Consider the following 22,309-nt stretch of genomic DNA (forward strand, 5'->3'; position numbering starts at 1 on the left):
TGTCCTCGTGCTGTCGGGATTCGTACAGACGGACCCGCTCGCGCACGGCCGGCGCCTACAGTCCTTCGACATTCGTCAGATGAAGGACGCTCATGCCGGATTCGCCTTCCACCCCGCTCCTGACCTCCGTCCAGGAGGCCGTGGTGCAGGCGTACTACCCGGACCGCGTGCGCGCGGCGTCGAGCGCCCGGACCCGGGCCCAGGCCGCACAGTCGGTCGTCACCGTCTTCGCCGGTGCCCTGGTGGCGACGTTCACCCTCACGGCGCTGGCGTCGGCGGCGCCGGTGACCCGGGTGGCCGGGTGCGTCGCCGTCGCGTTGTGGCTGTTCGCCGCGGTCCTGTACGTCCGCGCCATCGCGACGGTCGTGCCGCCACCGCCGACCGCCGCGCGCGAGGCGCCCGACGCCCGCTCGCTGATCGAGGAGGTCCTCCGGCGGGGAGACCGGGAGGCGCGGCAGGTCGACCGCCGGCAGACGTGGGCGAACCTGGTGTCCGTCGTCGCCCTCGCGGCGACCGTGGCGACCTTCTGCGCCGCCCTGTTCGTCGAACATCCCGACAAGACCCGACCCGGGGTGCTCATTCTCGGGCCGGACGGCCAGGCCACCCTTCGTGCCCTGTGCGGCCCCGCTGTCGGCCCGAAGGTCGAGGGGAAGGTCGACGTGCGCTCGATGTCGGGGCAGTTCGTCTCCGTCAGGCTCGCCCGTTGCGGCGATCGTCGTGACGTCACCGTCCGAGTTCCGAGGAGCGCGGTGTCGGCCGCGCTGACCAGGGAGGGCTGAGCCGATGGCACTGCACAACGATCCCACGTTCCTGATCGTGCGAGGTTCGCCCTCGATCGCCTCCGACGCGGAAGCCCTGGGGAATCGCTGCGCGGCTGCGGTCGCCCGCCTGCACGACGAGGGCGGCGCGGTGGACGCGCTGGTGCTCGTCGGCGACCTCACGTCGTCGGCTTCGGCGGACGAGTTCGCCGCGGTGTCGGCGGTCGTGGACCGGATCCTCGCCGAATGCTGTGAGGCTCCGGTGCCGACGGAACTCCCCGCCGTCCTGGCCGTGCCCGGCCTCGCGGACCGCGCACCGCTCTCCCCGGCCCTGCCGACCGTCCGGTCGCTGACCGACTGGTGGCACATGGTGCGGGACGACTTCTGGCGCGACGAGACGCCGGACGTACGGGAGGCGATCCGGGCCGGCTTCCGGCCCTGCCTGGACTGGTACGCCGGCTACGTGCCCGAGGGCGGCTGGCAGCCCGGGCTGCTGCCCGGCGAGGGCGGCCTGGTGCTCGACACCGGAAACGTTCGCCTCGGCGTGGCGACCGTCAACACCGCCTTCCGGATGCTCACCGCGGACGCCTCGCCCGAACTCGCCACCCTGCACTCCCGTCAGGTGAGCGCCCTGACCACGGGCTGGGCCCGGCCGGTGGACGCGGTGGCGGTCGTCGCGCCGACCGGCGCCGAGCTGCCGGGGGATGCCGCGATCCCGGTGCTCCCGGTCGCCGGCTCCGAGGGCGGGAGCGGATCCGGCTGGCTGATCCCCGACGCCGGGCCGCAGGTCGTGGTCGCCCGGCGGGTCGACGGTGGCGTACGCCTGGTCGACCTGGACGGGGGCACCCTGCTCGACGCCGTCCGGCCCGCACCGGTGCCGCCGGCGGCGGAGCCGGTGGTGGAGCCGGAGCCGGCACGCGCGGACCCGGGCGATCTGCTCGCGGAGATCGACCAGATCATGGCGACCGGGCAGGCCGTCCTGGTCCTCACCTCCGGCATCGAGGCGGAGTCGCGCGGCGAGTGGTCCAGCCCGCTCGCCAGCCCGGACGAGCTGTTCGACGCGCTGGCGGACCAGCTCGCCCAACCGATCGCGGACGGCCGGGTGACCCTGGCGGCGCTGATGCAGCGGCTGCGGCAGGCGGACCCGTCGCTGGTGCGGCGCACCATCGGGGGGATGCTGGTGGCGGACGGCACCACCATCAACGACACCGCCCTGCGACTGCTGCTGGCCCCGTGGTACCGGGTGTACGACTGCACCGGCACGAACGTCTTCCACGACATCGCCGCGCGGATGGAGGTCGGCAGCAATGTGGTCGTGGTGGACGCGCACCGGGACCCGCCCGGCCGGGGCCGCCCGCAGCTGGAGGTCGTGGCGATGCACGGCATCGCGCCGGGCAGCGCCGCCGGGCCGGTGACGTTCGACATCGACGACCGGGGGCGTGGCGCCCGCGGCCAGTGGTTCCGGCAGTTGAAGGCGGATCTGATCACCCACCCGGTGGTGTTCGGAGCGAGCACCGTCGACAGTCGGCACCTGTCGCTCTACCTGGACACGCTGACCGGCGACGCCGGGGCGTCGGGTGCGCCCCGGCGTTTCGTGGTGGCGCCGGGCGACGACGCGACCGCCTCGTGGAAGTTGGCCGGGGCGGGCACCGTCCAGGTTCCACTCACCGTCGCCGAGTTGGCCCGCGAGCGGCTCGGTGCCACCCGGGAGCCGATGCGTCGGGGCGCGCAGCTGCGCGCCCGGATGCGGTCCGTGCTCGACCGCAATGCCGGGGTTCAGCTCGTCTCCACCCTGCTGGAGGCGGCGCCGCCCGGCGACCCGCTGTACCTGAGGGGGACCGACCCGACGTGGGGTGACGTCGCGCAGAACATCCCGGCGCAGTTGTCCACCCTGTCGGCGATGCTGGAACGCGCCGGTTCGGCCGGGCCGCAACAGCCGGTGCTCGTGCTCAACGACCGGTCCGGCACCGGCAAGTCCACCACGCTGATGCAGTTCGCGGTCGCCCTGCACGTCCGGGGCCTGGCGGTCGGGTGGGTGGACCGGGCGACGACCAAGTCGAGCCAGGACGTCATCAGCGAGTGCGTGGAACTCGGACTGGACGCGGTCCTGATCGACGACGTCGACATCTTCGGCGCGGAGGCGGCCCGCCTGATGACCCGGCTCGGCCAGCGCGGCACGATCCTGGTCGCGGCGACCATCCGCAGCACCCGGGGTCATCTGCTCGACGAGGTGGCGGGCCTGACCCGGGTGCCACCGCTGCGGCTGACCGACGACGACCTGAACAGCCTGGTGGAGAGGTTGGAGGCGTATCGGCAGCTCGGCAAGCTCAAGCAGTACAAGCTGCACGACACGCGGGTGGACCGGCTGCGGCAGGTCTCCGACCGCGACCTGATGGCCGCGATGGTCGAGGTGATCACCGGATACCGGTTCGAGGAGCGGGTCAACAGCGAGTTCGCCCAGCTCGATCCGCGGGAACGGGACATCTACGCCACGGTCTGCCTCTTCGAGGCGCTGCAGTACGAGGACCGGTCGTTGACCCTGCCGCAGAACGCCCTGCTGCAGATCGCCTCGGACGGCCCCCCGGACCCGGCCGTCAACCAGGCGATCGAGCGCCTGGTGTCGGGTCGCCGGATGCTGGTGCGGCGGGAGTCGGGGCACATCCGCAGCCGGCACCGGGTGGTGGCGGAGGCGATGGAGAAGTCGATCCGGGAGGACAAGGACTACTTCCTGGAGATCTTCACTCGGCTGCTGCTGTTCTACGTCCAGCGCGGCGCCGGCATCACCGACCGCAACGACCCGACCCGCCGCGCCATGGTGGCGCTGATCAACCACCGGGTGATGATGAAGTCGGGCCTGCCGATCGACTCGGTGCGCGAGGTCTATCAGCAGCTGCACGACTACCTCAAGGACGACTTCCACTACTGGCTCCAGTGCGGGTCGTACGAGCTGGAGCGGCGGAACCTGGACCTGGCCGCCACCTACCTGGAGACGTCCCGGGGTTGCGATGGCGGCCAGGACCATTTCAAGGTGGTCACCACCTGGGCGATGGTGTGTCTGCGGCGGGCCAGCGCCCGCCCGACCGACAACGGCCTGCACGAGGTGGCGGTGGACGCGTTCCGGGAGCTGGAGCGCATCGCGAAGCAGGAGGGCGACCGGTCACCGCACACCATCGTCACGATCGTCCGGGACGGGACGAGCTGGCTGCAGCGCGGTGTGTTCTTCACCGAGGACGAGCAACAGAGCACGGCGCGCCGGATCCTGCGGTGGATCGAGATCGGGCACCGGTTGCTGGCGATGAACGGCGAGTTCCGCTCGGCGGCCGAGCACTGCACGGGTCCGCTGGAGCGCATGGTGCGCGCGGAGGACGAGCGGGCGATACCGCTCTGACCCGGCTCCGCCCGAGAAGCGCACGTCCATGCAGTGGACCGCATGAACTTGCAGTGAGGGGGTGGCCCTGCTAACCTCTATGCATAGTCATGCGGAGGGCAGTATGGGCATTCGAGTTGCGGTGGCCGGGGCGAGTGGATACGCCGGCGGCGAACTGTTGCGCCTGCTCGCCGGTCACCCCGAGTTCGACCTGGTCACCGCCACCGCGCACAGCCAGGCCGGTCAGCCCGTCGCCGCCGTACACCCGCAGCTCGTCGGCCTGGACCTGGTGTTCGGGGCGACCGAGCCGGCGGCCCTGGCCGACGCGGACCTGGTCTTCCTGGCCCTGCCGCACGGCCAGTCGGCGGCGCTCGCGGCGGCCCTCCCCGACAGCGTCGCGGTGGTCGACCTCGGCGCCGACCACCGGTTGCGCGACGCGGACGCCTGGGCCCGCTACTACGCCGGCGCGTACGCCGGCGCGTGGACGTACGGCCTGCCCGAGCTGCCCGGCCAGCGGGCGGAGATCGCCGCGGCCCGGCGGGTGGCCAGCACCGGCTGCTACGCCGTCGCCACCACCCTCGCCCTGGCGCCGCTGATCGCCGCCGGCGCGGTACGCCCCGACGACGTGGTGGTGGTCGCCGCCTCCGGCACCTCCGGCGCCGGCCGGGCCGCGAAGGCCCACCTGCTCGGCAGCGAGGTGATGGGCGACCTGTCGCCCTACAAGGTCGGCGCGCACCAGCACGTGCCGGAGATCAAGCAGGCCAGCGGCGCGGCCGGCCTGTCGTTCACACCCGTCCTCGCGCCCATGCCGCGCGGGATCCTGGCCACCGTCACCGCGCTGCCGACCGGCGACGCCGACCCGCGCGCGGTGCTGGCCGCCGCCTACGCCGACGCGCCGTTCGTGCACGTGCTGCCCGAGGGGGCGTGGCCGCACACCGCCGCCACCGCCGGCTCGAACTCCTGCCACCTCCAGGCGACCGTGGACGTCGACTCGGGGCGGGTGATCGTGGTCAGCGCCATCGACAACCTGGGCAAGGGCGCGGCCGGCCAGGCCGTGCAGAACGCCAACCTGATGGTCGGTCTCCCCGAGACCACCGGTCTGTCCGTCTTCGGAGTAACCCCATGAGTGTCACCACCCCCCGCGGCTTCCGTGCCGCCGGTGTCGCCGCCGGCCTCAAGACCTCCGGCGCCGGTGACGTCGCGCTGGTCGTCAACGACGGCCCGGACGCCGGGGTCGCCGGCGTGTTCACCGCCAACCGGGTCAAGGCCGCCCCGGTGCTCTGGACCCAGCGCGTCGTTCACGGCGGCGTGGTCCGGGCCGTGGTGCTCAACTCCGGCGGCGCGAACGCCTGCACCGGCCCGGCCGGCTTCCAGGACACCCACGCCACCGCCGAGCACACCGCCGCCGCGCTCACCGGCAGCAGCCCCCGGCTGATCGTCGGCGCCGGCGAGGTCGCGGTCTGCTCGACCGGCCTGATCGGCGAGCGGCTGCCGATGGACAAGCTGCTGCCCGGCGTACGCGACGCGGTGCGCGGACTGTCCCGCGACGGCGGCGGACCGGCCGCCGAGGCGATCATGACCACTGACACCCGACCCAAGACGACGGTGGCGCGCGGCAGCGGCTGGACCGTCGGCGGAATGGCGAAGGGCGCCGGGATGCTGGCGCCGGCCATGGCCACCATGCTCTGCGTGCTCACCACCGACGCGGTGGCCGGCCCGGACGTGCTGGACGCCGCGCTGCGGGCCGCCACCCGGGTCACGTTCGACCGGGTCGACTCCGACGGCTGCATGTCCACCAACGACACCGTGCTGCTGCTGGCCAGCGGCGCGTCCGGCATCGAGCCGACCGAGGCCGAGCTGACCGCCGCGGTCACCGCCGCCTGCCACGACCTGGCTCAGCAGCTCCTCGCCGACGCGGAGGGCGCGACCAAGCAGGTCGCCGTCGACGTGGTGGGCGCGGCGAACGAGGACGAGGCCGTGGAGGTGGGCCGCGCGGTGGCCCGCAACAACCTGGTGAAGACCGCGCTGTTCGGCAACGACCCGAACTGGGGTCGGATCCTCGCCGCCGTCGGCACCACCGCCGCCGCGTTCGAGCCGGACGACGTCGACGTGGCGGTCAACGGGATCTGGGTGTGCCGGGCCGGGGCCGCCGCCGAGGACCGCGCCAAGGTGGACCTCACCGGCCGCGACGTGACCATCCGGATCGACCTGCACGCCGGTGGCGCCGCCGCCACCGTCTGGACCAACGACCTGTCCCACGCGTACGTGCACGAGAACTCGGCGTATTCCACATGAACCTCACCGCTGACCTCAGCCGGGCCCAGGCCAAGGCCGCCACGCTGATCGAGGCGTTGCCCTGGCTGGCCCGCCTCGCCGGCGCGACCGTCGTGGTCAAGTACGGCGGCAACGCCATGGTGGACCCCGCGCTCCAGCGGGCGTTCGCCGCGGACATGGTCTTCCTCCGCTACGCCGGTCTCAAGCCGGTCGTCGTGCACGGCGGCGGCCCGCAGATCTCCGCCATGCTGGGCCGCCTCGGCATCGCCAGCGAGTTCCGGGGCGGCCTGCGGGTCACCACCCCCGAGGCCATGGACGTGGTCCGGATGGTCCTCGTCGGGCAGGTCGGCCGGGAGCTGGTCGGCCTGGTCAACGCGCACGGCCCGTTCGCGGTCGGGCTCTCCGGCGAGGACGCGGGCCTGTTCACCGCGGTGCGCCGGCCGGCGTACGTGGACGGGGAGCCGGTCGACGTGGGGCAGGTCGGCGACGTGGAGTCGGTGAACGCCTCCGCGGTCACCGACCTGATCGCGGCCGGCCGGATCCCGGTCATCTCCACCGTCGCCCCGGACGCCGACGGGGTGCTGCACAACCTCAACGCGGACACCGCCGCCGCCGCGCTCGCGGTCGCCCTGGACGCGCGCAAGTTGGTCGTCCTCACCGACGTGCCCGGCCTGTACGCGGACTGGCCCGACACGTCCAGCCTGATCAGCGAGATCACCGCCGACGAGCTGGCGACGCTGCTGCCGTCGCTGGAGTCGGGCATGGTCCCGAAGATGGAGGCGTGCCTGCGGGCGGTGCGCGGGGGAGTACCCGCCGCGCACGTCGTCGACGGCCGGGTCGCGCACTCCACGCTGCTGGAGGTCTTCACCTCGGAAGGGTTCGGAACGATGGTGATCGGCTCATGAGCACGCTGGTGCGGCGCTGGCGCGCCACCATGATGGACAACTACGGCACACCGCCGCTGGCGCTCGTCTCCGGCTCCGGCGCCGTCGTGGTCGACGAGGCCGGCCGGGAGTACGTGGACCTGGTCGGCGGCATCGCCGTCAACGCGCTCGGCCACGCGCACCCGGCCGTGGTGGCCGCCGTCACCCGGCAGGTCGCGACGCTGGGGCACGTGTCGAACCTGTTCGTCGCCGAACCGCCGGTCGCGCTGGCCGAGCTGCTGCTGGCGCTCGCGGGCCGACCGGGCCGGGTCTTCTTCGCCAACTCCGGCGCGGAGGCCAACGAGGCGGCGTTCAAACTCTCCCGGCTCACCGGTCGACGCCACGTGGTGGCCGCCCACGGTGGTTTCCACGGCCGGACCATGGGCGCGCTGGCGCTCACCGGTCAGCCGGCCAAGGCCGACCCGTTCCGCCCGCTGCCCGGCGACGTGACCCACGTGCCCTACGGCGACGTCGACGCGCTGGCCGAGGCGGTCACCGACGCCACCGCGATGGTGATCCTGGAGCCGATCCAGGGGGAGAACGGCGTGGTCGTCCCGCCGCCGGGCTACCTCGCGGCGGCCCGGCGGATCACCGCCGCACGCGGCGCGCTGCTGGTGCTCGACGAGGTGCAGACCGGCGTCGGGCGTACCGGGCACTGGTTCGCCCACCAGGCCGAGGGCGTCGAGCCGGACGTGGTCACGCTGGCCAAGGGGCTCGGCGGCGGCCTGCCGCTCGGCGCGTGCCTGGCCTTCGGCCCGGCCGCCGACCTGCTCACCCCCGGCTCGCACGGCACCACGTTCGGCGGCAACCCGGTCAGCTGCGCCGCCGCGCTCGCGGTGGTCGCCACGATCGCGAACGAGGGGCTGCTCGACCACGTCAAGCGGGTCGGCGAGCGGCTGCGGCGCGGCGTCGAGGCGCTCGGGCACCCGCTGGTGCGCGGGGTGCGCGGCGCCGGCCTGCTGCTCGGCGTCGAGCTGGCCGCCCCGGTCGCCGGCACGGTGACCGACGCGCTGCGCGCCGCCGGTTTCCTGGTCAACCCGGTGCAGCCCGGCGTGGTCCGGCTCGCGCCGCCGCTGATCCTCACGGCCGCGCAGGCCGACGCGTTCCTGGCCGCCCTACCCGCCGCGCTCGACGCGGCCGCTCCCGCGCCGACCGGACCCACCGCCACGGAGGCCCTCGCATGATCCGCCACTTCCTGCGCGACGACGACCTCACGCCGGCCGAGCAGGCCGCCGTGCTCGACCTCGCCGCCCGGATGAAGGCCGAGCGGTACGCCCACAAGCCGCTGGCCGGGCCCCGGTCGGTGGCGGTGCTGTTCGACAAGCAGAGCCTGCGCACCCGGATCTCGTTCGACGCCGGCATCGCCGAGCTGGGCGGCCACCCGCTCGTCGTGGACACCCAGGTCACCCACTTCGGTCGGGGCGAGACGCTGGCCGACGCCGGTCGGGTGCTGTCCCGCTACGTCGCGGCGATCGTGCTGCGGACCCACGGCGACGACCGGATCGCCGAGGTGGCGGCGCACGCCACGGTGCCGGTGGTCAACGCGCTCACCGACACCTACCACCCCTGCCAGCTCCTGGCCGACCTGCTCACCGTGCGCGAGCGGTTCGGCGCCACGGCCGGCCGGATCCTCACGTACGTCGGCGACGCGGCGAACAACATGGCGCACTCGTACCTGCTGGCCGGCGCGACCGCCGGTATGCACGTGCGGATCGCCGGCCCGGCGGGGTTCCAGCCGGACCCGGAGATCGTGGCCCGGGCGGAGAAGATCGCCGCCGGCACCGGCGGCTCGGTCCGGGTGCTCGTCGACCCGGTCGAGGCGGTCCGGGGCGCGCACGTGGTCGCCACCGACACCTGGACGTCCATGGGGCAGGAGGCCGACGGGCTGGACCGGATCACCCCGTTCCGGCCCTACCAGGTCGGCGACGCCCTGCTCGCCCACGCCGCGGCCGACGTGATCGTGCTGCACTGCCTGCCCGCCCACCGCGGCGAGGAGATCACCGACGAGGTGCTCGACGGCCCGCGCAGCGCGGTGTTCGACCAGGCGGAGAATCGCCTGCACGCCCAGAAGGCGCTGCTGACCTTTCTCCTGGAGGCATCCACATGACCGCCCCGTTGACCCGCGCCGCGCGGCACGCCCGCATCGTCGAGCTGATCCGTGACACGCCCATCCACTCGCAGACCGAGCTGGCCGACCTGCTCGCCGGTGACGGCATCCAGGTCACCCAGGCCACGCTCTCCCGGGACCTGAAGGAACTGGGGGCGGTGACCGCGCGCGGCGGCGACGGGCGGGGCGTCTACCTGATCCCGGAGGACGGCCACCGTCCGTTGCGCGACGCCGAGGGCGCGCCGGCCCGGCTGGTACGCCTGCTGCGGGAACTGCTCAACGGGGTCGACGCCAGCGGGAACATCGCCGTGCTGCGCACCCCGCCGGGCGCGGCCCACTACCTGGCCAGCGCGTTGGACCGGGCCGGCCTGTCCGAGATCGTCGGCACCATCGCCGGCGACGACACCATCCTCGTCGTGGCCCGCGAGCCCGACGGCGGCGCGGCACTGGGCGACCGGCTCGCCGCCTGGGCCCGCCGGGACGAGAACGTCGAAGGGAACAGCACACCATGACCGAGCGGGTCGTCCTGGCGTACTCCGGGGGTCTCGACACCTCCGTCGCCATCCCGTACCTGGCCGAGCAGACCGGCGCCGAGGTGATCGCGGTCGCGGTCGACCTCGGCCAGGGCGGCGAGGACATGACCGTCGTCCGGCAGCGCGCCCTGGACTGCGGCGCCGTCGAGGCGGAGGTGATCGACGCGCGGGACGAGTTCGCCGCCGGGTACTGCGTGCCGGCGATCCGGGCCAACGCGCTCTACATGGACCGCTACCCGTTGGTCTCCGCGCTGTCCCGGCCGTTGATCGTCCGGCACCTGGTCGCCGCCGCGCGCCGGCACGGCGGCACGATCGTGTCGCACGGGTGCACCGGCAAGGGCAACGACCAGGTCCGGTTCGAGGTCGGCCTGGCCGCGCTCGCCCCCGACCTGAGGATCGTCGCGCCGGCCCGGGACTTCGCCTGGACCCGGGACAAGGCGATCGCCTTCGCCGAGGAGAAGGGGCTGCCGATCGACGTCACGGCGCGGTCGCCGTACTCGATCGACCAGAACCTGTGGGGCCGGGCCGTGGAGACCGGCTTCCTGGAGGACATCTGGACCGCGCCGGTGGAGGACCTCTACGCGTACACGTCCGACCCGGCCCTGGAGCGCGACCCGGACGAGGTGGTCATCACCTTCGACGGCGGCGTCCCGGTGGCGATCGACGGCGAGACGGTCACCCCGTACCAGGCGATCCTGGACCTCAACCGGCGCGCCGGCGCCCACGGCGTGGGCCGGCTCGACATGGTCGAAGACCGGCTGGTCGGCATCAAGAGCCGCGAGGTGTACGAGGCGCCCGGCGCGGTCGCCCTGATCACCGCCCACCAGGAGCTGGAGGCGGTCACGGTCGAGCGGGACCTGGCCCGGTTCAAGCGCGGCGTCGACCAGCGCTGGGGCGAGCTGGTCTACGACGGTCTCTGGTTCTCCCCGCTGCGCCGGGCGCTGGACGCGTTCGTCGACGACGCCCAGCGGCACGTCACCGGCGAGGTTCGGCTGACCCTGCACGGCGGCCGGGCCGTGGTGACCGGTCGGCGCTCCGAGGCCAGCCTCTACGACTTCGGCCTGGCCACCTACGACACCGGCGACACGTTCGACCAGTCGCTGGCGAAGGGTTTCGTGCGGTTGTGGGGCCTGCCCAGCGGCCTGGCCGCCGCGCGGGACGCCCGGTTGGGAGAGGTGAGCTGGTGACCTTCACAATGGGTGGGGTGGACGACAAGAGCCTGACCGAGAACAGCGCCGCCACCAACCGGACGAGCCTCTGGGGAGGCCGGTTCGCCGGCGGTCCCGCCGAGGCGCTCGCGCGGCTGTCGGTGAGTGTCCAGTTCGACTGGCGTCTCGCCCCGTACGACCTCGCCGGTTCCCGGGCGCACGCCCGGGTCCTCGCCGGCGCCGGTCTGCTCGACCCGGAGGAGCTGGGTCGGATGCTGGCCGCGCTGGACGACCTGGAGGCGGCGTGCGCGTCCGGCGCGTTCCGTCCCACGGTGGACGACGAGGACGTGCACACCGCCCTGGAGCGGGGCCTGCTGGAACGGCTGGGCAGCCTCGGCGGCAAGCTGCGCGCCGGCCGGTCCCGCAACGACCAGGTCGCCACCGACCTGCGGCTCTACCTGCGCGACCACGCCCGTGGGGTGGCGGCCCGGCTGGTCGAGCTGGCCGAGGCGCTCATCGAGCAGGCGGAGCGGCACGTCGACACCGCGGCGCCGGGCATGACGCACCTGCAGCACGCCCAGCCGGTGACGTTCGGGCACTGGCTGCTGGCCCACGTGCAGCCGCTGCTGCGCGACCTGGAACGGCTGCGCGACTGGGACGAGCGGACCGCCATCAGCCCGCTCGGCGCGGGCGCGCTGGCGGGCTCGGGTCTGCCGCTGGACCCGGTGGCCGTCGCCAAGGAGTTGGGCTTCCGCACCTCGTTCGCCAATTCGATGGACGCGGTCGCCGACCGGGACTTCGTCGCCGAGTTCCTCTTCGTCACCGCGATGGTCGGCGTGCACCTGTCCCGCCTCGGCGAGGAGGTGGTGCTCTGGACGTCGCAGGAGTTCGGCTGGGTCGAGCTGGACGACGCGTTCGCCACCGGCTCGTCGATCATGCCGCAGAAGAAGAACGCGGACATCGCCGAGCTGGCCCGGGGCAAGTCCGGTCGGCTGGTCGGTGGCCTGATGAGCGTGCTGACCATGCTCAAGGGCCTGCCGATGACCTACGACCGGGACATGCAGGAGGACAAGGAGCCGGCGTTCGACGCGGTCGACACGCTGGAACTGCTGCTGCCCGCGCTGGCCGGGATGATCTCCACGATGACGGTCCGGGTGGACCGTCTGGTGGCCAGCGCGCCGTCCGGCTTCTCCCTGGCCACCGAGGTCGCCGACTGGCTGGTCCGGCGCAACGTGCCGTTCCGCGACGCGCACGAGATCACCGGCCGGCTGGTCGCGCTCTGCGCGGCCCGGGACTGCGCGTTGGACGAGGTCTCCGACGCCGATCTGGCCGCGGTCAGCGAGCACCTGGACCCGTCGGTGCGCGACGTGCTCTCGGTGCGTTCGGCCCTCGCGGCCCGCACCACCCCCGGCTCCACCGGCCCCGGGCCGGTCGCCGATCAGCTCGCCGCCGCGGCGGACAAGCTGGCGGGTTGGCGGGAGTGGGCCGCCGAGGCGGTCGTGCCCCGCTGAGCCACCCGGCCCCGGGGCGGGCGAGCGCCCGCCCCGGTCGAGCCGCGTCCTGCTCCACGCGCGGTCAACCGGCCGGCCGCTCGCGTTTCGGCAGCTTGGCCACCACCGCGTCGTAGGAGCCGTCGGCGGCGTCGACCAGCTCGTCGTCGGGGATGCCACCCTCCAGCCGCAGCGTGTTCCAGCCGGACCGGCCGATGTAGGGCGACGGGCGGGCGTCGGCCGGGAACCGGTGCACCCACTCGTCGGCGACCTCCCGCGTCGGGCCGCACTTGACGCCGATCCTGGCCTCGCCCTCGGGCGAGCCGAGGAAGGCGAAGATCCGGCTGCCCACCTTCACCACCTCGTCGCCCTCCCACGGCCGGTCGAGCCAGGCTCCCGGCTTGGCCAGGCAGTAGGCCAGCATCTCCTCGCGCGTCATCGCGTCCTCCCGTGCCGTCGTCCGGCACAGTCTCGCCCGCCGCTGTGACAGTCCGCCGGCCCCGGCTCAGTCGCCGGTGCCGGTGCGGACGGTGAGCCGCTCGTAGCGCTGCCGGGCGGCCTGAGCGCTGCCCAGCCCCAGCCCGAACGCGATCGCCTGCCAGGTCATGCCGCGCCCGCGGGCCACCTGCAGCAGCCCGGCCTCCAGCACGTCGACCTCGGCCCGCACGTGCGGGATCAGGGTCAGCGCGGCCATCAGGTCGGCCTGGTCGACCGGTTCCTCGCCCTCCTCCAGTTCGGCGCCGCCGGCGAGCGCCATCACCAGCGTGGCCGCCTCGTACGCGTCGGGCACGTCGGGGTGCGCGTAGCGGCGACGGCGAGAGTTCGTGCCGGCGTGCCGCTCGGCGATCCGCAGCAGCGCCGCGTAGTTGCGGTGCGCGCGGGCCTGGGCAGCATCCGGAGCGGTGAACGGGTCGTTGTCCACGGTGACCATGTCGTCCATCCCACACCCGAGAGCGACATGTTGTCAACACCCCGTTGAAAGTCACTCGTGCGCAACGCCCTGCTCTCCTGACAGTGAGACGCTTCGCGGGACCGTCGGGTTGCCACCCCACCCCACCCCACCCCACCTGCCTGCCCCGCTCCTCCCGCCCGCGAGCCGCGCGTTGATCAAGGAGTTCGCGTCAGCCGCCCTCTCCTGCCGTGACGCGAACCCCTTGATCGGCGTGGCTGGGGTCGGCGGGCGCGGCGCGGGCGCCGGGCGGGTGCGGGCGGGGTGGGCGGCTAGCGGGGGAGCGGGGAGCGGCGGCGGGGGGTGTGGCGGCGGTAGACGCTCACGGTGGGCTCGTCGGCGAGCCAGAAGCGCCACGGCAGGTCGTGGGCGGCGGCCACGCCGACCCGCGGGCCGGCGACGATCCGCGCCGGGTCGACCGGCGTCCCGGGCGGGGTCAGGAGCAGCGGGCCGGTGCCGTCGACCGCCGAGGTGCCGTTGGCGTCCCGCCCGAGGCCGAGCGCGCTGACCAGGCGGGCCGGCCCGCGTGCCAGGTCCCGGTCCGACGCGCGGGGGCGGCGCTCCCGGGCGGTCTCGATCCCGTCCACCACCGCGCCGGCGCGCAGCAGCACGGCCGCCGCCTCGCCGTCCCGACCGCAGACGATGTTGGCGCACCAGTGCATGCCGAACACGAAGTACACGTAGACGTGCCCGGCGGGGCCGAACATGACCTGGTTGCGGGGTGTGGGTCCGCGGTGGGCGTGCGAGGCGGGGTCCTCGCCGGTGCCGGCGTACGCCTCGACCTCGGTCAACCGCACGCGCACGCCGTTCGCCGAGACGGTCCAGCCGAGGAGGGTCTGCGCGGTGGCCGCGACCTGCGCCGCCGGGGCCCGGAGCCAGGGGTACGTCATCGCGGCAAGGTTAGCCGGACGGTCGGGGCCACGCGCCTCCCGGAATAGTTGACTCGTCAAGTATGTTGTGCGGGGCGATCCCCGGACCGCCCGGTCCGCACCCCACCCGAGGAGCTGGTCATGCAGTTCGGAATCTTCACCGTCGGTGACGTCACGGTCGACCCGACCACCGGTCGGCGGCCGTCCGAGCGGGACCGGATCACGGCCATGACCACCATCGCGCTCAAGGCCGAGGAGGTCGGGCTGGACGTGTTCGCCACCGGCGAGCACCACAACCCGCCGTTCGTGCCGTCGTCGCCGACCACCATGCTCGGCTGGATCGCCGCGCGCACCGAACGGCTGCTGCTGTCCACCTCGACCACGCTGATCACCACCAACGACCCGGTGAAGATCGCCGAGGACTACGCGATGCTCCAGCACCTGGCCGACGGCCGGGTGGACCTGATGATGGGTCGCGGCAACACCGGCCCGGTCTACCCGTGGTTCGGGCAGGACATCCGCAACGGCATCCCGCTCGCCATCGAGAACTACGACCTGCTGCACCGGCTGTGGCGCGAGGACGTGGTCGACTGGAAGGGCCGCTTCCGCACCCCGCTGCAGTCGTTCACCTCGACCCCACGCCCGCTCGACGGCATCCCGCCGTTCGTCTGGCACGGCTCCATCCGCAGCCCCGAGATCGCCGAGCAGGCCGCCTACTACGGCGACGGCTTCTTCGCCAACCACATCTTCTGGCCCAAGGAGCACACCCAGCGGATGGTCGGCCTCTACCGCGAGCGCTTCGCGCACCACGGCCACGGCTCACCCGACCAGGCGATCGTCGGCCTCGGCGGGCAGGTGTTCATGCGCCGCAACTCCCAGGACGCGGTGCGCGAGTTCCGGCCCTACTTCGACAACGCCCCGGTCTACGGGCACGGCCCGTCGCTGGAGGAGTTCACCCGGGAGACGCCGCTGACCGTGGGCAGCCCGCAGCAGGTCATCGACCGCACGCTGGGCTTCCGCGAGTACGTCGGCGACTACCAGCGGCAGCTGTTCCTGATGGACCACGCCGGCCTGCCGCTGAAGACGGTGCTGGAGCAGCTCGACCTGCTGGGCGAGGAGGTGGTCCCGGTGCTGCGCAAGGAGTTCGACTCGATGCGTCCCGCGCACGTGCCCGAGGCGCCCACCCACGCCGCCCTGCTCGCCGCCCGCGACGCCGCGACGACCACGGAGGAGGACCGATGACCCGGCGTACGCTCGCGGTCGTCTCGGCCGGTCTCGGCCAGCCCTCGTCCACCCGCCTGCTCGCCGACCAGCTCGCCGCGGCCGCCCGCGACGAGCTGGCCGGTCGCGGCGCGGACGTGGACCTGCGCGCGGTGGAGCTGCGCGAGCACGCGCACGACGTGGTGAACCACCTGCTCACCGGCTTCCCGCCGGGCGCGCTGCGCCGGACGCTGGACACGGTCGCGGCGGCCGACGGGCTGATCGCCGTCACGCCGGTGTTCAACGCGTCCTACAACGGGCTGTTCAAGTCCTTCTTCGACGTGGTCGACCGGGACGCGCTGGCCGGCAAGCCGGTGCTGATCGCGGCGACCGGCGGCACCGCGCGGCACTCGCTGGCGCTGGAGCACGCGGTGCGCCCGATGTTCACGTACCTGCGGGCGGTCGTGCTGCCGACGGCGGTCTTCGCCGCGCCCGAGGACTGGGCCGGCGACGACGGCGACAGCGCGCTGCGGGCCCGGATCCGGCGGGCCGCCGGCGAACTGGCCGAGCAGGTGGACCACCGGCCGCCCGCGACCGGCCCGGCCGACCCGTTCGCGCTCACCACCGACTTCGCCGACCTGCTCGCCGGCCGCGACCCGTCCTGAACCCGGGTCGGCCGGACCGGTCGCCGACCGAGGTCAGTCGTCGGCCGGTTCCGGCCGGTGGGCCACCAGCACCGGGCAGTGGGCGTGCTGCACCAGGGCCTGGCTGACCGAGCCGAGCAGCAGCCCGGCGAAGCCGCCCCGACCCCGGGAGCCGACCACCACCAGCGACGCCTCGCCGCTCGCCTCCCGCAGCGCGGTCTCCGGGGAGGCGGCGACGACGGCGCGCTCGGTCACCCGCAGCCCCGGATGCGCCCGGCGGACCGTGTCGGCCGCCGTGGCCAGCAGCTCCGTCGCCTCGGCCCGCTCGGCGGTGCCCGCCTCGGCGGCGACCTCCGGCGCCACCGCGCCGCGCTCCGGCGACCGGACGTGCAGCAGCGCCAGCTCGGCGTCGCGGCGGTCGGCCTCGTCCGCGGCCAGCTCCACCGCGTACGCCGCGGAGTCGGAGCCGTCCACGCCGACCACCACCGGGCCGCCCACCGGGATCGGCTCCTCGGCCGGGCGGACCACCAGCACCGGGCAGTGCCCGTGCTGCGCCAGCTGCCCGCCCACCGAGCCGAGCAGCAGGCCGGCGAAGCCGCCCACGCCCCGGCTGCCCACCACCACCAGCTCGGCCCGGCGCGACTCCTCGACCAGGGCCGCGCCCGGGCCGCCGGCGACCTGCCGCACCTGTGCCCGCAGGCCGGGATGCCGTTCGGCCAGCTCGGCGGCGACGCGTTCCAGCATCTTCTCCGCCTCCTCGGTCGGCGCCGGCACCCCGAGGTCGTACGGGTTGAGCGGCACCCCGTAGCCGAGCGGGTGCAGGTAGCCGTGCACCAGCAGCAGGGGCCGGGACCGCGCGACGGCGGTCGCGGCGGCCAGCTCGGCGGCGGCCAGGCTGGACGGCGATCCGTCCACCCCCGCCACGACGGGTCGGTTCATCGGGACCCCCTCGGTCGACTCCCGCCATTGTGGCCGTCCGGGCCCCGCCGCGCGGGCGACGCCACGGATCCGGGCGCCGGTCGGGCGGCTGCGCGCCCGACCGGCGCCCGTGGACGCGGACCGGTCAGCCGGCCGGCTCCCGCCGGTGCCGCACGATCGCCAGCGGGCTGCGGCAGTGGTGCAGCACCGCGTGGCTGACCGAGCCGAGCAGCAGCCCGCCGAGGGTGCCCCGTCCGTGCGCGCCGACCACGGTCAGCTGCGCGTCGGTGGACTCCTCGACCAGCGCCCGGGCCGGGGTGGCGGCGATCAGCTTCGGCCGCACCGTGACCTCCGGGTAGCGCTCCGCCCAGCCGGCCACCGCCTCGGCGAGCACCCGCTCCTCGTCCGCGCGCAGCCGCTCCGGGTCGTACACCAGGGGCATGATGTCGCCGTAGCTCTCCCGCCGCGTCACCGGCTGCGGATAGAGCCAGGTGTGCACGACGACCAGGTCGGCGCCGCGCCGGGCGGCCTCGGCGAACGCGAAGCCGACCGCCTCGGTCGACAGCGCGGAGCCGTCCACCCCGACCACCACCGGTCCGGCCGCCCGGGCGTCGCCCCGGGCGATCAGCACCGGGCAGTCGGCGCGGGCGGAGAGCTGCACCGCCGCCGAACCGACCAGCAGCTCGGCGAAGCCGCCCAGACCGCGGTGCCCCAGCACGAGCAGCGCCGCGTCGCGACTCTCCCGCAGCAGCACCGCGACCGGCCCGCCGTCCACCACCGCGCCGCTCACCGGCAGGTCGGGGTCGACCTTGCGGGCCTCGTCGATCGCCTCCTGGACCAGCTTGCCGGCCTCCTGCCGCAGCTCGTCGTCGGGCAGCGTGGCGGCGACCGGGCCGAGCGGCGTGCCGAGCAACGGCCACAGGAACGCGTTCACCACCCGCAGCGGCCGGTGCCGGAGCACCGCCTCCCGCGCGGCCAGCCGCACCGCGTCCAGCGCCGACGGGGAACCGTCCACACCCACCACGACGGGGGCACCGGATCTGTCGGTCATCACGTCCTCCTTCGTCCACCTCCAGCCTGGTCCGGCGGGCCGTGCCCGGGCAGGGGCGACCGCCCCGCGCAGCTCGGGACCATCGGCCCCTTCCGCGTCGGGGGCGTGACGGGGTGTGATGGAACCACGGCTTCCTTCTGCCGACCGTGGAGGCGCCATGACCCCGCTGGAGATGCTCCGGGTCCACCCGTTCCTGGCCGGGCTGCCCGACGAGTGGCTGCCCCGGCTCACCGGGTACGCCCGCCCGGTGGTCTGGCACCCCGGGCACCGGCTGTTCCGCGCCGGCCAGCCCGCCGAGCGGTTCTGGCTGGTCCGGGGCGGCCAGGTCGCGCTGGACTTCCCGGTGCCCGGTCGCGGCGACGTGGGCATCGAGACGATCGGGGCGGGCGGGGTGCTCGGCTGGTCCTGGCTGTTCCCGCCCTACCGCTGGCAGTTCGGCGCGGTGGCCACCCAGCGCAGCACGGCGGTCGAGCTGGACGCGGACGGGGTGCGCCGGCTGATGGAGTCCGACGACACGCTCGGCCGGCAGCTCACCGCCCGGTTCATGAGCGTCGTGGTGGATCGCCTGCAGGCCTCCCGGGTGCGCCTGCTCGACCTGTACGGCTATCCCACGTCCGTGGCGAGCTGACCCCGGTCGGTGGTGCGCCGCACGACCAGCTCGCCCACCTCCAACCGGCCGATGCGCAGCTCGCGGATCACCGCGCGGCGCACGGCCAGCCGGCCGATCACGAGCGAGCCCACCGCCAGGGCACCCACCGCCACGGCGCCCAGGGCCAGCGCGCCGACGGCCCGCGCGCCGGTCGCGCCCGCTCCGGTGGCCCGGGCCCCGACGGCCGTCGCGCCCGTCGCCCGCGCACCGGTCACGCTCGCGAGCGCGGTGCGGAGGTCTGCGGTCCGGCGGCGGCGCGATCGTACGGAAGGCATGCGCCCATCCTAGGGTCGCGCCGGACGGATCAGGTGACGGTCAGGCCGCGGTCGGCGAACTGGCCGCGTACCCGGGCCAGCAGCTCCGGGTCCGGCGGCGCGGTGTCCGCCAGCGGGAAGGCCAGGCCCAGCTCGGCGTACTTGTGCGCGCCGAGCCGGTGGAACGGCAGCACCTCGACCCGCTCGACGGTGGCCAGTCCGGCGGCCGCGTCGGCCACCCGGGCCACCTCGTCGGGGGCGTCGGTCAGCCCCGGGACCAGCACGTAGCGGATCCACATCGGCGTGCCCCGGTCGGCCAGCCGGCGGGCGAACCGCAGCGTCGGCGCGAGCCGGCCGGTGCCGGTGACCCGCCGGTACGTCGCCGGGCTGCCCGCCTTCACGTCGAGCAGCACCAGGTCGGTGGCGTCCAGCAGCGCCTCGTCGGCGCGGTCGCCGAGGAACCCGGAGGTGTCCAGCGCGGTGTGCAGGCCGAGCGCGTGACAGCGGCGCAGCAGTTCCCCGGTGAACGCCGGTTGCAGCAACGGTTCGCCGCCGCTGACCGTGACGCCGCCGCCGGCCACCGCGACGAACCGGCGGTACCGGGTCGCGAGGGCCACCATCTCGTCCACCGTGCGTCGCCGGCCGCTGCGCCCGTACCAGGTGTCCGGGCTGTGGCAGTAGCGGCAGCGCAGTGGGCAGCCGGCGAGGAAGACGACGAACCGGGTGCCCGGTCCGTCCACCCCCACCGAGGTGTCCCAGGAGTGCACCGCCCCGCGCAGGACCGGTGGCGCCGCGACGGGCGCCACCGGCGGACGGCCGCTCACAGCGACCCGTGGAACGTCCGGGACACCACGTCCCGCTGCTGCTCACGGGTGAGCCGGACGAAGTTCACCGCGTACCCGGAGACCCGGACGGTGAGCTGCGGGTACCGCTCCGGGTGGGCCATCGCGTCCAGCAGCGTGGCCCGGTCCAGCACGTTGACGTTGAGGTGGAACCCGCCGGCGTCGGTGTAGCCGTCGAGCACCCCGGCCAGGTTGGCGATCCGCTCCTCGCGGGTGTGACCCAGGCCGTCGGGGGTGACCGTGCCGGTCAACGAGATGCCGTCGCGGGCCGCGTCGTACGGCAGCTTCGCCACCGACAGCGCCGAGGCGACCAGGCCGTGGGTGTCCCGGCCGTTCATCGGGTTGGCGCCGGGCGCGAACGGCTCGCCGGCCCGCCGCCCGTCCGGGGTGGCGCCGGTGTGGGTGCCGTAGACGACGTTCGACGTGATGGTGAGCACCGACATGGTCAGCTCGGCGTCCCGGTAGGTGCGCTGCCGGCGCAGCTTCCCGGCGAACGTCTCGACCAGCCACACGGCGATGTCATCGGCCCGGTCGTCGTCGTTGCCGTACGTCGGGAACTCGCCCTCGACCGCGTAGTCGACGGCCAGCCCGGTAGCGTCGCGCAGCACCTTGACCCGGCCGTACCGGATGGCCGAGAGGCTGTCCACCGCGACCGACAGGCCGGCGATGCCGGTGGCCATGAACCGCCGCACCGGGTGGTCGTGCAGCGCCATCTCCAGCCGCTCGTACGCGTACCGGTCGTGCTGGTGGTGGATCACGTTCAACGCGTCCACGTACGTCTCGGCGAGCCAGTCCAGCGTCCGGTCGTACGCGGCGAGCACCTCGTCGTGGTCGAGCGTCTCGCCGCCGACCGGCGGGGTCGGCGGGGCCACCTGCGCACCGGTCAGCTCGTCCCGGCCGCCGTTGATCGCGTAGAGAAGCGCCTTGGCCAGGTTCGCCCGGGCGCCGAAGAACTGCATGTCCCGGCCGACCCGCATGGCCGACACGCAGCAGGCGATCGCGGTGTCGTCGTCGTACGCGGGGCGGATCAGCTCGTCGTTCTCGTACTGGATCGCGCTGGTGTCCAGCGACACCTGGGCGCAGAAGCGCTTGAACCCGTCGGGCAACCGGGGCGACCAGAGCACGGTCAGGTTCGGCTCGGGCGCCGGACCGAGGTTGTAGAGCGTCTGCAGGTAGCGGAACGTGGTGCGGGTGACCAGCGGTCGGCCGTCCGCGCCCATCCCGCCGAGCGACTCGGTGACCCAGGTCGGGTCGCCGGAGAACAGCTGGTCGTACTCGGGGGTGCGGAGGAAGCGGATGATCCGCAGCTTGATCACGAAGTCGTCGACCAGCTCCTGCGCGCCGGTCTCGTCCAGCCGCCCCTCGGCGATGTCCCGCCGCAGGTAGACGTCGACGAAGCCGGCGGTGCGCCCGAGCGACATGGCCGCGCCGTTCTGCTCCTTGGTCGCGGCCAGGTAGGCGAAGTAGAGCCACTGGATCGCCTGCTGCCCGGTGGCGGCCGGGCGGGAGATGTCGAAGCCGTACGAGGCCGCCATCTCCTTCAGCTCGCCGAGCGCGCGGATCTGCTCGGCCAGCTCCTCCCGGTCCCGGATCACCTCGTCGGTGCTGCGTCGGTCGTCCAGCGCGGCCCGGTGGGCGCGCCGCTCCTCGACCAGCCGGTCCACCCCGTACAGCGCCACCCGGCGGTAGTCGCCGATGATCCGGCCCCGCCCGTAGGCGTCGGGCAGCCCGGTGATCACGTGCGAGCGCCGGGCGGCCAGCACCGCCCGCGGGTACGCGTCGAAGACCGCGTCGTTGTGGGTGCGGCGGTACCGGGTGAAGATCTCGTGCACGCGCGGGTCGGGCTCGCGGCCGTACGCCCGCAGCGCGGTCTCCACCATCCGCAGCCCGCCGGCCGGCATGATCGCCCGACGCAGCGGCGCGTCGGTCTGCAACCCGACGATCAGCTCCCGCTCCCGGTCGACGTAGCCGGGCGCGTGCGAGGTGATGGTCGACGGGGTCGCCGCGTCCACGTCGTACACCCCGCGCCGGCGCTCCTCGGGGAACAGGGCCCGCAGCCGGTCCCACACCGCGAGGGTGCGGGGGGTCGGGCCGGTGAGGAACGACGCGTCGCCGGGGTAGGGCTCGTGGTTGCGCCGGACGAAGTCGGCGACGTCGACGGTCTCCCGCCACGGTCCGTCCCGGAATCCCCGCCACGGATCCACGGTGCGCTGGTTGCCGCTCATGCTCGCTCCCTCGTTCGACCTTCACCCCGAGCCTCCCGGCCCGCCCGCCCTCCCGGCAGAGCCCCACGGACCCCGTGCCCGGGACCTACGCCCCTCCCGCCGACCGGG

21 protein-coding genes are annotated in these 22,309 nt (G+C 74.3%); 13 read left to right on the forward strand and 8 right to left on the reverse strand.

The annotated features are described in order from the left end of the window. Positions 1–92 precede the first annotated feature (92 nt). The 10 genes from ACN27B_RS21440 to argH all read left to right on the forward strand — a co-directional run bounded on the left by ACN27B_RS21440 (position 93) and on the right by argH (position 12,621). On the forward strand, positions 93–779 hold the full coding sequence (locus ACN27B_RS21440) for a hypothetical protein (RefSeq protein ID WP_099161513.1): 687 nt from the start codon (positions 93–95) through the stop codon (positions 777–779). Between the two features lie 4 nt (positions 780–783). Further along, positions 784–4,146 (forward strand): hypothetical protein, encoded by a 3,363-nt coding sequence (locus tag ACN27B_RS21445; RefSeq protein WP_422741354.1) that lies wholly within the window; start codon positions 784–786, stop codon positions 4,144–4,146. A 103-nt stretch (positions 4,147–4,249) separates the two neighbouring features. Next, positions 4,250–5,251, forward strand: coding sequence for an N-acetyl-gamma-glutamyl-phosphate reductase (argC, locus tag ACN27B_RS21450; RefSeq protein WP_099161511.1), 1,002 nt, complete (start codon positions 4,250–4,252; stop codon positions 5,249–5,251). Continuing rightward, the gene (argJ, locus tag ACN27B_RS21455; protein ID WP_099161510.1) at positions 5,248–6,420 is read left to right on the forward strand and encodes a bifunctional glutamate N-acetyltransferase/amino-acid acetyltransferase ArgJ; all 1,173 of its coding nucleotides are present in this window, start codon (positions 5,248–5,250) and stop codon (positions 6,418–6,420) included. The genes argC and argJ overlap by 4 nt, the downstream gene beginning before the upstream one ends. After that, positions 6,417–7,304 (forward strand): acetylglutamate kinase, encoded by an 888-nt coding sequence (gene argB, locus ACN27B_RS21460; RefSeq protein WP_099161509.1) that lies wholly within the window; start codon positions 6,417–6,419, stop codon positions 7,302–7,304. The genes argJ and argB overlap by 4 nt, the downstream gene beginning before the upstream one ends. After that, on the forward strand, positions 7,301–8,506 hold the full coding sequence (locus ACN27B_RS21465) for an acetylornithine transaminase (protein ID WP_098745316.1): 1,206 nt from the start codon (positions 7,301–7,303) through the stop codon (positions 8,504–8,506). The genes argB and ACN27B_RS21465 overlap by 4 nt, the downstream gene beginning before the upstream one ends. Further along, complete coding sequence (gene argF, locus ACN27B_RS21470) at positions 8,503–9,429, forward strand: ornithine carbamoyltransferase (protein ID WP_098745315.1); 927 nt, start codon at positions 8,503–8,505, stop codon at positions 9,427–9,429. The genes ACN27B_RS21465 and argF overlap by 4 nt, the downstream gene beginning before the upstream one ends. Next, the gene (locus ACN27B_RS21475; protein ID WP_091577936.1) at positions 9,426–9,941 is read left to right on the forward strand and encodes an arginine repressor; all 516 of its coding nucleotides are present in this window, start codon (positions 9,426–9,428) and stop codon (positions 9,939–9,941) included. Before argF ends, ACN27B_RS21475 begins: the two co-directional genes overlap by 4 nt. Continuing rightward, positions 9,938–11,149, forward strand: coding sequence for an argininosuccinate synthase (locus ACN27B_RS21480; RefSeq protein ID WP_098745313.1), 1,212 nt, complete (start codon positions 9,938–9,940; stop codon positions 11,147–11,149). Before ACN27B_RS21475 ends, ACN27B_RS21480 begins: the two co-directional genes overlap by 4 nt. Positions 11,150–11,157: 8 nt before the next feature. Next, entirely contained in the window at positions 11,158–12,621 is a 1,464-nt protein-coding gene (gene argH / locus ACN27B_RS21485) for an argininosuccinate lyase (protein ID WP_422746031.1), read from the forward strand. A gap of 64 nt (positions 12,622–12,685) precedes the next feature. Here argH and ACN27B_RS21490 read toward each other — a convergent pair whose 3' ends face one another. From ACN27B_RS21490 to ACN27B_RS21500, 3 genes are all read right to left on the reverse strand, one after another. Next, positions 12,686–13,039, reverse strand: coding sequence for an MmcQ/YjbR family DNA-binding protein (locus tag ACN27B_RS21490; protein WP_091577928.1), 354 nt, complete (start codon positions 13,037–13,039; stop codon positions 12,686–12,688). A 66-nt stretch (positions 13,040–13,105) separates the two neighbouring features. Continuing rightward, positions 13,106–13,540, reverse strand: coding sequence for a DNA-binding protein (locus ACN27B_RS21495; protein WP_253866547.1), 435 nt, complete (start codon positions 13,538–13,540; stop codon positions 13,106–13,108). Positions 13,541–13,821: 281 nt separating this feature from the next. Beyond that, positions 13,822–14,439 carry a DNA-3-methyladenine glycosylase gene (locus ACN27B_RS21500; RefSeq protein ID WP_099161504.1) on the reverse strand — a complete coding sequence of 206 codons (618 nt, stop codon included), beginning with the start codon at positions 14,437–14,439 and terminating at the stop codon, positions 13,822–13,824. Positions 14,440–14,559: 120 nt separating this feature from the next. Between ACN27B_RS21500 and ACN27B_RS21505 the strand changes: the two genes are divergently transcribed. Then, positions 14,560–15,660 carry an LLM class flavin-dependent oxidoreductase gene (locus ACN27B_RS21505; protein WP_355524969.1) on the forward strand — a complete coding sequence of 367 codons (1,101 nt, stop codon included), beginning with the start codon at positions 14,560–14,562 and terminating at the stop codon, positions 15,658–15,660. Beyond that, the gene (locus ACN27B_RS21510) at positions 15,657–16,283 is read left to right on the forward strand and encodes a CE1759 family FMN reductase (protein WP_422741355.1); all 627 of its coding nucleotides are present in this window, start codon (positions 15,657–15,659) and stop codon (positions 16,281–16,283) included. The genes ACN27B_RS21505 and ACN27B_RS21510 overlap by 4 nt, the downstream gene beginning before the upstream one ends. A 33-nt stretch (positions 16,284–16,316) precedes the next feature. On the opposite strand, the gene ACN27B_RS21515 is transcribed toward ACN27B_RS21510, so the two are convergent. After that, positions 16,317–17,201, reverse strand: a complete 885-nt coding sequence (locus tag ACN27B_RS21515) for a universal stress protein (RefSeq protein ID WP_355524963.1) — start codon at positions 17,199–17,201, stop codon at positions 16,317–16,319. Between the two features lie 124 nt (positions 17,202–17,325). Then, positions 17,326–18,231: a universal stress protein gene (locus ACN27B_RS21520; RefSeq protein ID WP_099161500.1), complete on the reverse strand. Its 906-nt coding sequence runs from the start codon at positions 18,229–18,231 to the stop codon at positions 17,326–17,328. A gap of 157 nt (positions 18,232–18,388) precedes the next feature. Between ACN27B_RS21520 and ACN27B_RS21525 the strand changes: the two genes are divergently transcribed. Next, complete coding sequence (locus ACN27B_RS21525; protein WP_098745310.1) at positions 18,389–18,859, forward strand: cyclic nucleotide-binding domain-containing protein; 471 nt, start codon at positions 18,389–18,391, stop codon at positions 18,857–18,859. Here ACN27B_RS21525 and ACN27B_RS21530 read toward each other — a convergent pair. From ACN27B_RS21530 to pflB, 3 genes are read right to left on the reverse strand one after another with little or no spacing between them, the layout of a single operon-like run. Then, on the reverse strand, positions 18,835–19,155 hold the full coding sequence (locus ACN27B_RS21530) for a hypothetical protein (protein WP_422741356.1): 321 nt from the start codon (positions 19,153–19,155) through the stop codon (positions 18,835–18,837). The genes ACN27B_RS21525 and ACN27B_RS21530 overlap by 25 nt on opposite strands. Before the next feature lie 29 nt (positions 19,156–19,184). Further along, entirely contained in the window at positions 19,185–19,958 is a 774-nt protein-coding gene (pflA, locus tag ACN27B_RS21535; protein ID WP_422741357.1) for a pyruvate formate-lyase-activating protein, read from the reverse strand. Next, positions 19,955–22,201, reverse strand: a complete 2,247-nt coding sequence (pflB, locus tag ACN27B_RS21540; protein ID WP_422741358.1) for a formate C-acetyltransferase — start codon at positions 22,199–22,201, stop codon at positions 19,955–19,957. Before pflB ends, pflA begins: the two co-directional genes overlap by 4 nt. Positions 22,202–22,309: the final 108 nt, after the last annotated feature.

The sequence above is a fragment of the Micromonospora sp. WMMD754 genome, assembly GCF_049315235.1.
In the GTDB taxonomy this organism is placed as follows: domain Bacteria; phylum Actinomycetota; class Actinomycetes; order Mycobacteriales; family Micromonosporaceae; genus Micromonospora; species Micromonospora sediminicola.